General features: G+C 45.3%; 12 protein-coding genes. 7 read left to right on the forward strand and 5 right to left on the reverse strand.

Features of this window, described 5'->3' with window-relative positions:
* Positions 1 to 38 precede the first annotated feature (38 nt).
* The 4 genes from pdhR to xerD all read right to left on the reverse strand — a co-directional run bounded on the left by pdhR (position 39) and on the right by xerD (position 4727).
* Positions 39 to 809, reverse strand: coding sequence for a pyruvate dehydrogenase complex transcriptional repressor PdhR (gene pdhR, locus J4N42_RS11890; protein WP_252028216.1), 771 nt, complete (start codon positions 807 to 809; stop codon positions 39 to 41).
* Positions 810 to 1223: 414 nt separating this feature from the next.
* On the reverse strand, positions 1224 to 2960 hold the full coding sequence (gene recJ, locus J4N42_RS11895) for a single-stranded-DNA-specific exonuclease RecJ (RefSeq protein ID WP_252028218.1): 1737 nt from the start codon (positions 2958 to 2960) through the stop codon (positions 1224 to 1226).
* Positions 2961 to 3008: 48 nt separating this feature from the next.
* Positions 3009 to 3815, reverse strand: a complete 807-nt coding sequence (locus J4N42_RS11900) for a thioredoxin fold domain-containing protein (protein ID WP_252028220.1) — start codon at positions 3813 to 3815, stop codon at positions 3009 to 3011.
* 15 nt (positions 3816 to 3830) lie between these two features.
* A complete protein-coding gene (xerD, locus tag J4N42_RS11905; RefSeq protein WP_252030842.1) occupies positions 3831 to 4727 on the reverse strand; it encodes a site-specific tyrosine recombinase XerD in 897 nt (298 codons plus the stop codon).
* Positions 4728 to 4885: 158 nt separating this feature from the next.
* Between xerD and fldB the strand changes: the two genes are divergently transcribed.
* Positions 4886 to 5404 carry a flavodoxin FldB gene (fldB, locus tag J4N42_RS11910; RefSeq protein WP_252028222.1) on the forward strand — a complete coding sequence of 173 codons (519 nt, stop codon included), beginning with the start codon at positions 4886 to 4888 and terminating at the stop codon, positions 5402 to 5404.
* 104 nt (positions 5405 to 5508) lie between these two features.
* Here fldB and ampD read toward each other — a convergent pair whose 3' ends face one another.
* Complete coding sequence (gene ampD / locus J4N42_RS11915) at positions 5509 to 6063, reverse strand: 1,6-anhydro-N-acetylmuramyl-L-alanine amidase AmpD (protein ID WP_252028224.1); 555 nt, start codon at positions 6061 to 6063, stop codon at positions 5509 to 5511.
* 155 nt (positions 6064 to 6218) lie between these two features.
* Between ampD and nadC the strand changes: the two genes are divergently transcribed.
* The 6 genes from nadC to coaE all read left to right on the forward strand — a co-directional run bounded on the left by nadC (position 6219) and on the right by coaE (position 12281).
* Positions 6219 to 7121, forward strand: coding sequence for a carboxylating nicotinate-nucleotide diphosphorylase (gene nadC, locus J4N42_RS11920; protein WP_252028226.1), 903 nt, complete (start codon positions 6219 to 6221; stop codon positions 7119 to 7121).
* 254 nt (positions 7122 to 7375) lie between these two features.
* Positions 7376 to 7804 (forward strand): pilin, encoded by a 429-nt coding sequence (locus J4N42_RS11925; RefSeq protein ID WP_252028227.1) that lies wholly within the window; start codon positions 7376 to 7378, stop codon positions 7802 to 7804.
* Between the two features lie 10 nt (positions 7805 to 7814).
* Complete coding sequence (pilB, locus tag J4N42_RS11930) at positions 7815 to 9500, forward strand: type IV-A pilus assembly ATPase PilB (RefSeq protein WP_252028229.1); 1686 nt, start codon at positions 7815 to 7817, stop codon at positions 9498 to 9500.
* A gap of 23 nt (positions 9501 to 9523) precedes the next feature.
* Positions 9524 to 10750: a type II secretion system F family protein gene (locus tag J4N42_RS11935; protein WP_252028230.1), complete on the forward strand. Its 1227-nt coding sequence runs from the start codon at positions 9524 to 9526 to the stop codon at positions 10748 to 10750.
* 45 nt (positions 10751 to 10795) lie between these two features.
* A complete protein-coding gene (locus J4N42_RS11940; protein WP_252028231.1) occupies positions 10796 to 11665 on the forward strand; it encodes a prepilin peptidase in 870 nt (289 codons plus the stop codon).
* 1 nt (position 11666) lies between these two features.
* Positions 11667 to 12281, forward strand: coding sequence for a dephospho-CoA kinase (gene coaE, locus J4N42_RS11945; RefSeq protein WP_252028232.1), 615 nt, complete (start codon positions 11667 to 11669; stop codon positions 12279 to 12281).
* The last annotated feature ends 25 nt before the right edge of the window (positions 12282 to 12306 follow it).

A 12306-nucleotide genomic window follows, 5' to 3' on the forward strand; every position in this document is an offset into this window, starting at 1 on the left:
CTTCTGTTGGTTGGATCTAGTTAAACAAGTAATGGCCGCTATAGCGGCTCATTACCTCGTTGAATTCGACGCAAAGAGCGTTCTCTGCGCGACTCTTCTCGAGTCAAATCCAACAAAGTTTCTTCGATATAAGCTAAGTGTGAGTGACACATTTCACGCGCCTTTTCAGGCTGACCCGAAACAATGGCATCCACCATGTTAGCTCTGTGTTTACTTACTTTTTCGACCACTTCATCGCGGCGATGTAACAGCTTTAGATTCTGTAAGACATTTTGCTCAAGCAGAGGGGCTAAGCTACGAACAATGTGCAGCAGAACTACGTTATGAGCGGCTTCCGTCAGGGCAACAAGAAATTCCATCACGGCGGCTGCTTCAGCTTCCACATTTTTGTTCGTTTGCTCTACTCCGATTTTTTCAAGGCAAGCTTGAATTCGAGCAAAGTCTTCATCGGTTCCACGAATTGCTGCAAAGTACGCAGAAATCCCTTCCATCGCATGGCGAGATTCAAGTAAATCAAGCTGTGTTTCGGAGTGGCTAGACAATAAATTTAGCAGAGGATCTGAAAAGTTCTTCCAGATATTCTCACTAACAAACGTTCCGCCACCTTGGCGACGGTTAAGAAGTTTCTTTGCTTCTAAGCGTTGGATAGCTTCTCGGACTGAAGGACGTGACACATCGAACTGTTTTGCCAGCTCACGCTCTGGTGGCAGTTGTTGCCCCGGAGACAATGTTCCTTCCACAATCAGCCTTTCTAATTCTTGTTCTATGACATCAGAAAGTTTTGGCTGACGAATCCTTTGATAAGCCATATTTATTGTTCTTCTACTATTGCAGTCAATTGGTAATACCAATTCTAAGTTGGTGCAGAAATTAACATAATTAAAACAGCGCTGTCCAGCCAAAATTTGATTCAAATCATAGAACACTTCACGCTTAAACACTTTGATAACAATAAGCCATTAAAACAGCAAAAAAAATGGTCTGACCAATTACAAAATGTAAACAGATGGGAATATAGCGTGCTAGATATCACAGTTTAGCGAGGCACTTTTAAAGAAATATGAATAGAGTATGTCGATAAAAGAAGGGAAATGTGAACCGGTACCGGGCAGTTTAGATGCCCTCTAAAACAAGAAAGCATTGAGCTACTCGTAACTCAATGCTTACACTAGGAACAAAGGTCAGCTCTTGAAACAATGGGTTAGTTCACCCTCCAGTTTCCATTACTTCGCTTCAAGGTGGTCGACCATCAATTGTAAAGATTGGTTACCTCGAAACTCGTTAATATCCAACTTGTACGCTAAGCGTACTGTTTTTACTGACGCATCTGGCCAACGGCGCAAATCGACGTTAAATGCGATTCCATCAATCATGATATTAGTTGGGTGACCTTTATGCAGAGGCTCTAGCATTAACTTGAGGTGTTTCTCCCCCACCAATTTCTGGTGCAACACTTTGAACTCACCATCGAAGATAGGTTCTGGGAACGCTTGCCCCCATGGACCACCAGCGCGAAGCAACTCTGCAGTGTGCATAGAAAACTCTTCCGGCGTGAGTTCACCATCACTCAATATGACCCCTTTTAATGCGGCTTCATCAAGATCTTCTTTCACGGCGGCATCAAATAGCTTAGAAAACTGTTCAAAATTATTTTCAGCTACCGTCAAACCTGCCGCCATAGCATGGCCACCAAATTTTACAATTAAGCCAGGATTTTGAGTATCAATCCGATCCAATACATCTCGCATGTGTAAACCTGGAATCGATCGACAAGAGCCTTTAATGCTACCTTCACCACCGTCGGCAAACGCAATCACTGGGCGATGGAATTTTTCTTTGATTCTCGACGCTAAAATGCCGATTACACCTTGATGCCAATCACGTTGGAACAGCACAAGTCCATGGGGCATGTCCTTATCACCAAACTGGAGTCGTTCACAAAAAGCCATGGCTTCTTGCTTCATCCCCTCTTCAATCTCTTTGCGCGTTTGATTCAATCCATCCAGCTCACTCGCCATTCTTCTTGCTGCATGGATGTTATTACTCATAAGTAGCTCTACACCGAATGACATGTCATCCAATCGGCCCGCGGCATTGATTCTTGGCCCCAATGCAAAGCCAAAATCTGAAGCGACTAAGCGGCGTGCATCGCGCTTCGCTACTTCAATCAAAGCTTGAATTCCTGGCCGGGCTTTACCTGCGCGAATACGTTGTAAGCCTTGATGAACCAAAATTCGGTTGTTATCGTCCAGCGGCACGACATCGGCTACGGTACCGAGTGCCACAAGGTCTATAAGCTCCATTAACTTTGGCTCGGCCATCCCTTTATCGGCAAACCAACCAACCTTTCTCATATGCACACACAGCGCCATCATGAGATAAAATGCAACGCCTACTCCCGCCAGTGCCTTTGACGGGAAATCGCAGCTGTCTAGATTCGGGTTCACCATTGCATCAACATCAGGCAGCACATGTCCAGGCAAGTGATGATCGGTGACAAGTACTTGTAAGCCTTGCTCTTTGGCATAACGAACACCGTCAATCGACGATACTCCGTTATCTACCGTCATGATGACTTCAGCACCGATTTCAATCGCTTGATCAACCACTTCAGGGCTCAAACCATAACCATCTTCAAAACGGTTAGGCACCAAGTAGTCAACGTTATGGCTACCAAGCATTCTTAATGCAAGCACTGATAACGCGGAACTGGTTGCACCATCAGCATCAAAATCACCGACAACAATAATGCGCTTGTTTTCAGTAATTGCATTGAAAAGCAGCACAACAGCGGCATCAATGCCACCTAACTTTTGATAAGAGTGCAGAGCGCGCGCTGATGTTTCTAGTTGCTGGGTAGAAGCAATACCACGGTTGATATAGATGCGCTTTAAGATAGGTGCTATCGAGTCAGGCAGTAAGGATAAATCAGGTTCGGGGCGGCGTTGAATTTCTATCATAACAGAGTAATAAGGCAGGCTTTACGCCTGCCTCCTTTTCAATATTGATTATTTTTCTAGGCGAGAAAGCAGTTCTGAAGGCGGTAAGTAACCACCAATCATTTCCCCACCAGGTAGGAATATGGAAGGTGTACCACTAATACCTAACTCACGGCCTAGAGTATAATGCTGAGCGATGGTTTTCTTAAACGGTGTTAGATCACCATTTGGCTCCGGCATTTTACGATTAACTTTCGCATCATGCATTGCGAGCTTAGGATCTTGTGCAGCCCATATTGCCGCCATCTGCTCAGCCACAGAGCCCGTTGCACCTTGCCTTGGGTATGCCATGTATCTAACCGTGATGCCTAGCTTATTGTAATCGCTCATTTGATCATGCAGGCGAACGCAGTAACCACAAGTAATATCGGTAAATACCGTCACGACATACTTTTCGTTTTCAGCCTTAAACTCGATGGTTGAATCTTTAAGAGCGGCAATTTTCTCCGCGTTAATTGGCGCTTGACGTTTAGCCAAAACATCTTCGTAGCTGCCATCTTCTTTTAGGTGGTACAACGTTCCGGCTAAGAAGTAGTCTCCAGTTGGTGAGGCGAATAATACCCCTCCAGAAGTTTGAACCTCGACCAAACCGTCAATATCCGAAGGCTTTACGCTTAGGACTTTAAGGCCTAGCTTGCTGAACTTGTCTTGGAATTGTTTCGCTTCACCAGTCAATTGCCCTTCTTTACTCGCAACAGCGGTATTATCAGTCTGAGCAGGTTGTTGTTCTGCGGCTTCCGCGGATTTATTTTCTTCACTACATGCAGCAAGCAGTAGTGGCAATGCAATAAGTGGTAGTCGGCGTAGTACGCTCATTAAATTCACCTTAAATCAAGCTCTTGGATGATGCTCGCTATGTAGCTGTTTCAATCTTTCTGTGGCGACGTGAGTATAAATTTGTGTAGTAGATAAGTCACTATGGCCTAAAAGCATCTGTACGACTCTGAGATCTGCGCCATAGTTCAATAAATGCGTTGCAAACGCGTGCCGCAGCACATGTGGGGACAATAACTCTGTGTCGATACCTGCGATCACTGCATAGTGCTTGATTCGATGCCAAAACGTCTGCCTTGTCATTTGACGTGCGCGTTTACTCGGAAAGACTACGTCAGATGTATTATCACCAAGCAGATCAGCTCGTCCGTTAGAAAGAAATGCTTCAATCCAATCAACAGCATTCTCTCCCATTGGCACCAGCCTTTCTTTACCACCTTTACCCGTTACTCGAACAACACCTTGGCGTAGGCTGATGTTCTCCATGGTCAAGCTCACTAACTCTGTCACGCGCAGCCCTGTCGCGTACAAAAGTTCAAGCATGGCTTTATCTCTTAGTTCCATAGGGTCGTTAGGGTCTGGCGCATCGAGTAATGCGTCCACCTGCGCTTCCGACAAATCTTTGGGTAAACGCTTTGGCAGCTTAGGACTGACCAATAGTGCACTAGGATCATCAGCTCGAAGTTTTTCTCTGTGCAAATACTGGAACAAACGGCGAATTGCCGACAGCATGCGAGCCCGAGAGGTTTGTTTGTAATCTTGGTCCACCAGCCACGTTTGATATTCTTGCAATCCCGACAAGCTGATAAAGTCCAATCGATAGTTATTCTGCTCCATCCACTGCAACAATTTTTTCAGATCATTACGGTAAGACGCCAGTGTATTTTCCGATAGGCCTCGCTCCATCCACATAGAATCAAGAAACTGCTCAACGATACCTTGGTCAGCTGACATTATTTCAGACACGGTAAAACCTCTTTATTTAGCTGTCCTCAGGTTAAGTGAGAGTGGGCGCTAATGCTATAAAAATTCACATTTCGCTCTGATAGGCGCTGCAATTCTCGTCAGAATATGGGTAGAATCCGACATCTCCCATCAAAAATCACAATTTTATGAAGATCGGACTGTTTTACGGCTCAACCACCTGCTATACCGAAATGGCAGCAGAAAAAATTCGCGCAATTATCGGTGAAGACCTTGTCGACATCCATAACGTTAAAGAAAGTCCACTTTCTTTAGTCAGTGATTACGATCTGTTGATCTTTGGTATCTCTACGTGGGATTTTGGCGAAATCCAAGAAGATTGGAGCGCAATATGGGATCAAATCGCTGGCGTATCTCTAAACGGCAAGTGCGTCGCCTTGTTCGGACTCGGCGATCAAGAAGGCTATGGCGAGTGGTATCTCGATGCCATGGGGATGCTGCATGATGAAATCGTCGCAATTGGTGCACAGGTCATCGGTTACTGGCCAAATCAAGGCTACGAATTCGAAGCATCGAAAGCGCTGACAGAAGACAAGTCTCATTTTGTTGGTCTGGCTCTTGATGAAGATTCACAATATGAACTTAGCGATGAACGCATTGCGTCTTGGGTAGAGCAAATTTTGGTGGAATACCAAGAAACGCTTTAACAGACCGCTTCAATAAAGGATAACAAAGGGCTGGGGTGAAAATACCAGCCCTTTTTCTATGATGCCACTCATACATAGTGGCTCCAACAATCTGACTTCAACGACTAGAGCGCGTTATTTTTTAGAGACCGACGGAATCTAACCCAATCAAAGACTAATCCAGGGTCGGTTTTTCTCAGTGGCGCAATGTATTGATGGCCTGTGATTCTCGGCACGGTGATACCTGGGAATGTGTCCATTAACTGCAGAGTAAGTGCCTGCAACGCAGCATACTGTTCTTCTGTATAAGCAAGGTAATCACAGCCTTCCAGCTCAATGCCTATTGAGTAGTCATTGCACTTCTCCCGCCCTGCAAAGCTAGACGCCCCCGCATGCCACGCTCGAGCCTTAAAAGGGACAAACTGTACTACCTCTCCATCTCTGCGAATTAAGCAGTGCGCCGACACACCCATCTTATGGATTACCTGAAAAAAAGGGTGTTCATTCGGGTCCAGATTACCAGTAAAGAATTGCTCAATATACGGCCCACCAAACTGACCCGGAGGCAAACTGATGTTATGGACCACCAGCAAAGATATGTCGCTGTTGTCACTTCTTTGGTCGAAATAGGGAGACGGCACATGCCGCGCGTGGCTATACCAGCCTTGGCTATCAATCATATTCGGCTTTCACTAGAGTTGGAGCTAATAATTTGGAGTTGATCTAATAGTTTGATTTTATCGGTTTAGAAATGAAATGCGAACTTAAGGGCTGAATTTCATGTTCAGTCAGCGTATCATGCCCACCCCACTTCAATTCAGATGTTAGATTTGCGATGAAAGACACACATAACAGCCAAGAGCGCCTTGAATATTTGAAGCAACAACTACCTCTAGAAATTTCTCGAGCAGTCGCCGACACCCTAAGAGAAGATCTTGGTGGCACACTGGATCCTGTCGCTGATATTACTGCAAGTCTAATCCCTGCTGGTGCCAACAACACTGCGACAATTATTACTCGTGAACATGGTGTTTTCTGTGGCAAAGCGTGGGCAGATGAAGTGTTCAAACAACTTGCTGAACAAGAGAACGGTAGCGCAGTTACGATCGAATGGCACGTTGAAGATGGCGATAAAGTAGAACCGAATCAGGTACTTTGTACTCTATCCGGTTCAGCACGTATGCTCCTGACGGGAGAGCGTAACGCAATGAACTTTATCCAAACGCTATCAGGTTGTGCGACAGTAACCGCCGAATACGCAGAGAAGATCAAGCATACTAACTGCCGCTTACTCGATACTCGCAAAACCATTCCAGGCCTTCGTAGTGCCCTCAAGTACGCCGTTGCTTGTGGTGGTGGCTTTAATCACCGCATTGGTGTTTTTGATGCTTACTTAATCAAAGAAAACCATATCATCGCCAATGGTGGTATTTCACAGACCATCAAAACTGCTAAAGAACTCAACCCAGGCAAACCGGTTGAAGTGGAAACCGAGAGCATAGAAGAGCTAAAAGAAGCGATTGAAGCTGGTGCTGATATTATCATGCTAGATAACTTCACCACCGATATGATGCGTGAAGCGGTTAAAATCAACGCCGGCCGAGCTGCACTAGAAAATTCAGGCAACGTTACCCTTGAAACCATTTCTGAATTTGCTGAAACCGGTGTCGATTACATTTCTGTTGGTGCTTTAACTAAGCATTTAAAGGCACTCGACCTCTCAATGAGATTCCAATAGCCTTACATTTAAATTGGAATAAACATCTTATTTTTCAAACAATAAAGGGAAGCTTAGGCTTCCCTTTTCAGTTTCTCTCGTTGTTAATATATATACAATTAGTTTGACATCCATCGAATACATTTGCTCGGAGTATGAAAGCGTGCATTAACTTTTACTAATTGACTCGCGCAAACTCTTTAACCTCATTCCCCACTTTTCAGATGCTTCCTATGCTCAGCGACATTCATTTTTCATCGCATATGGAGACTAGGATGAAAACAAGTAACAAACCTAAGCAGAGTGGTTTCACTCTGATCGAGCTTATGATTGTAGTGGCGATCATTGGTGTATTGTCAGCAATCGCTGTTCCTGCGTATAAGGATTATGTAACGAAAAGCGAGGTAGCTTCAGCTGTAGCTACCCTAAAATCGATCATTACTCCAGCGGAATTGTTTTATCAAGAAAACGGTGATGTCCCGAGTAATACCAACGACCTCAACTCTGTTGGTGTTGGTAGTAATGCAGTTAAAACAGGGGCTCTAGGCTTCTCATCAAATGCTATTAATGTATCCTCATTTATCGACTCAAATAGCGCCGCTACAGTCACTATTACTCGAGACGATAATAATGGTTGGATTTGTTCTGTATCAGGCTTAGGAAGCCTATCAAGCGCAGCACCTACGGGCTGCCCTCATAGCTAATCACCAGCAAGTGCTCACCAACCTCGCAACCATACTTCGCCAAGCAGAGCTGCTCTCACCTACTCAAGAGCAAGCACTTGGCGAACATATACAAGCTTCAGGAACATGTGTTCCTGAAGCTTTACTTGCTCTCGACATCTTCAGTCATCAAGAACTCACCACTCATCTAAGCCAGCTCTTTGGTTTACCCGAAACGGACATTACTCGATTTGATTACTCATCTCTTTGTGGCCAACTAGGACTACGAGAGCTGATTACTCGCTTTCAAGCACTCCCGCTACTCAGCAATAATTCAGTTTTGACCATTGCGGTAGCCGATCCTACTCATATCCAAATCGAAGACGAGTTTCGTTTCGCTACAGGGCTACAAGTCGAGTTAGTTCTGGCTGACTTCAAAGTGATTCAATCGGCGATCCGGCAACTGTATGGTAAGCGAATCGGTCAGCAGGCTTCTGGCAATCGGGACATAAGCCAAGACGAACTCGCCGATCTTGTCGAAGTGGCCGATGATGAAATCAACGCGATTGAAGATCTTAGCCAAGACGACTCCCCCGTGAGTCGATTTATCAACCAAATCTTGCTCGATGCGGTCCGAAAAGGGGCCTCAGATATTCATTTTGAGCCATACGAAGACCTTTATCGAGTGCGCCTCCGCTGCGATGGAATATTGGTTGAAACCCAACAGCCTGCCAACCATCTCAGCCGGCGCTTGTCGGCGCGAGTGAAAATTCTAGCTAGCCTTGATATCGCAGAACGTAGGCTGCCGCAAGATGGGCGCATCAAGCTCAAGCTAAACGAAACCACAGCCGTCGACATGCGCGTTTCAACCCTACCAACCCTTTGGGGGGAGAAAATAGTACTCCGTATTCTAGATAGTAGCAGCGCAAATTTGGATATCGATAAATTGGGTTATAACGAACAACAAAAGCAACTGTACCTGCAAGCACTTAAACGTCCTCAGGGCATGATTCTAATGACAGGCCCAACGGGGAGTGGAAAAACGGTCTCCCTATATACAGGCCTTTCCATTCTCAACACGTCCCAAGTCAACATATCTACTGCTGAAGATCCGGTTGAGATCAACTTGACCGGGATAAATCAAGTTCAGGTACAACCAAAGATCGGTTTCGGTTTCGCCCAAGCACTACGATCATTCCTTCGTCAAGATCCGGATATCGTCATGGTAGGGGAAATTCGCGATTTTGAAACCGCAGAGATCGCCGTTAAAGCTTCGCAAACAGGCCATCTCGTCTTATCAACTCTCCATACTAACTCTGCGGCAGAAACCGTAGTTCGATTAAGTAACATGGGGGTCGAAGCCTTCAACCTTGCCTCATCCCTCAGCCTAATTATCGCCCAGCGATTAGCTCGCAGGCTTTGTTCACATTGTAAGACTCCAGTACAGGATGATGCATTAATTCACCAACTCTCTCTGCCGAAAGAAAGCACGCTATTTGAAGCCAATCCCAAAGGGTGTAGTGAATGTACTGGTGGTTATTTAGGGCGGGTTGGGATTTACGAAGTAATGCCATTTGATGACAAGCTTTCTCAAGCTGTCATAAAAGGCGCAGTGGTTCAGGACATTGAACTACTGGCTAAATCGCGAGGAATGCAAACGTTAAAAGAGTCAGGGCTCGAAAAGCTGAAGCATGGCATAACCAGCTACAGTGAACTGCAGCGCGTTCTTTATCTTTAAATCTCATCAACACCGTGACTTCTATGAAACGATCGACAACCTCTACGCTCAAAAATTACCGCTGGAAAGGCATCAATAGTTCAGGAAAAAAAGTCGCAGGACAAACCCTTGCACTCACTGAACTTGAGGTTCGAGATAAACTGAAAGAACAGCATATTCAGATCAAGAAAGTAAAAAAAGGCAGTGTCTCTCTTTTCACACGTTTGGCACATCGAGTTAAAGCGAAAGATATCACTTTACTCACTCGTCAGTTAGCGACCATGCTCGCCACGGGGGTTCCAATCGTCCAAGCACTTAAACTCGTCTCTGATAACCACCGCAAAGCAGAAATGAAATCGATCTTGTCGCAAGTCACCAAAGCCGTCGAAGCGGGAACACCTATCTCCAAAGCAATGCGCACCGCAAGCCCACACTTTGATTCACTCTACGTCGATTTAGTCGCAACAGGAGAGCAAGCGGGTAATATTGCACAGGTCTTTGAAAGGCTTGCTACCTACAGAGAAAAAAGCGAACAGCTGAAAGCCAAGGTGATCAAAGCCCTCATTTACCCCGCGATGGTTGTATTAGTCGCTCTAGGTGTATCTTATCTAATGCTCACAATGGTTATCCCTGAATTTGAGATGATGTTTAAAGGCTTTGGTGCAGATCTTCCGTGGTTTACGCAGCAAGTGCTAAAGCTGTCTCATTTAGCGCAAGCGTACAGTGTGTTCATCGCTGCAGGCATCGCTACTATCGTATTGGCTATCAAGATTATCCGCAGTCGCTCACTTCAATTTCGCCTTTCGACTTGCAGAGCGGGGTTACGTTTTCCCATCATAGGCGGGGTGCTAACCAAAGCCGCTATTGCTAAGTTCAGCCGTACACTCGCGACGAGCTTTAGCGCGGGAATTCCTATACTCTCAAGCTTAAAAACTACCGCAAAAACCGCAGGGAACATTCACTACCAAGTCGCAATCGATGATGTTTACCGAGATACCGCAGCAGGCATGCCGATGTATATTGCAATGCGTAACACCCAAGCATTTCCGGAGATGGTGCTACAAATGGTAATGATTGGTGAGGAGTCGGGGAAACTGGATGACATGCTCAACAAAGTTGCCAGTATTTATGAATTCGAAGTCGATAACACCGTTGATAACCTTGGAAAGATTCTTGAGCCTCTGATCATTGTCTTTCTAGGTGGGGTTGTAGGTGGATTAGTGGTCGCAATGTATCTACCAATCTTTAACTTAATGAGTGTATTAGGATAATATGAGGCATTGCTAACAACCGCACCACTCTAACTCGAGCCCCTTATGGAAGCATTTGACTACTACCCCTGGCTTTTCCCTACACTTGCAACCCTATTTGGGCTTATCATTGGCAGCTTCCTTAATGTAGTGATCCATCGCTTACCGATTATTATGGAACGAGAGTGGCGTAAAGAATGCTCTGAAAGCTTCCCTGAATATAAAATTTCCCCACCCGAAGGGGAATATACTCTGAGCCTCCCTCGCTCGACTTGCCCAAAATGCAAGACTCAACTGAGATTAATCGACAATATTCCTGTCTTAAGTTGGCTAATGCTAAAAGGCAAATGCCATCAATGCAGCCAACCCATCAGCGTCCGTTACCCTTTAGTTGAACTACTTGCTGCGTCGATGAGCTTCATCGTCGCTTTCCACTTTGGTTTTAGCTATTTCTCAGTCGCGCTTCTGTTTTTCACTTTTATTTTGATTGCTGCGACCTTTATCGACCTCGATACCATGCTGCTTCCCGACCAACTCACACTGCCACTCGTTTGGTTTGGCATCGCTTTATCGCTCTTCGGGGTAAGCCCTGTTTCATTAGAGGATTCCGTCATTGGTGCCATGGCTGGGTATTTGTGTTTATGGAGTGTCTACTGGCTATTTAAGTTGCTCACAGGGAAGGAAGGTATGGGCTACGGTGACTTTAAGCTGTTAGCAGCACTCGGAGCGTGGCTTGGCTGGCAACACCTACCTTTGATTATCTTACTCTCTTCCCTAGTTGGTCTGTGCTTTGGGCTAATTCAGCTACGCTTACAAAAGAAAGGGATAGATAAAGCGTTTCCGTTCGGCCCCTACTTAGCTATTGCGGGGTGGATAAGCTTGATTTTCGGCGAACAAATCATGGCTTGGTACTTAGGCTCGGTAATGGGAATTTAAAATGCCTTTTGTAATTGGATTAACCGGCGGTATCGCCAGTGGCAAGACCACAGTGGCAAACCTATTTCACCACCACTTTGGTATCGATATTGTCGATGCCGATATTGTGGCGCGAGAAGTTGTTGAACCTGGAACTAAAGGGTTAACTGCGATAGCAGAGCATTTTGGTAACGACATTTTGCTAAGCTCCGGCGAACTCAACCGCAGCGCATTGAGAGAACGTATTTTTTCCAATCCAGAGGAAAAGAGCTGGCTCAATCAATTACTGCATCCAATGATTCGTCAGCAAATGACTGAACAACTTGAAAAGACCCGTTCAGACTATGCATTACTTGTTGTGCCATTGCTTGTCGAAAACAATTTGCAAACAATGGCAAATAGAGTGCTTGTGGTCGATGTAGACGAAAATACTCAAATCTCGCGCACCATGGAAAGAGACAAGGTATCAGAGCAACAAGTTCGCTCTATCCTTGCTTCTCAAAGCTCTAGAGAACAGAGGTTATCCATCGCTGATGATGTGGTTAAAAATAATACGGGAAACGAAAAACTTTTGCCTCAAATCACAGAATTACATCAAAAGTACCTAGCTATTTGTAGGGAAAATCGGTCAGAATAAAAGGGTTAAGGACGAAGGCGCGCTA

This window comes from Vibrio sp. SCSIO 43135, assembly GCF_023716665.1.
Classification (GTDB): Bacteria; Pseudomonadota; Gammaproteobacteria; order Enterobacterales; family Vibrionaceae; genus Vibrio; species Vibrio paucivorans.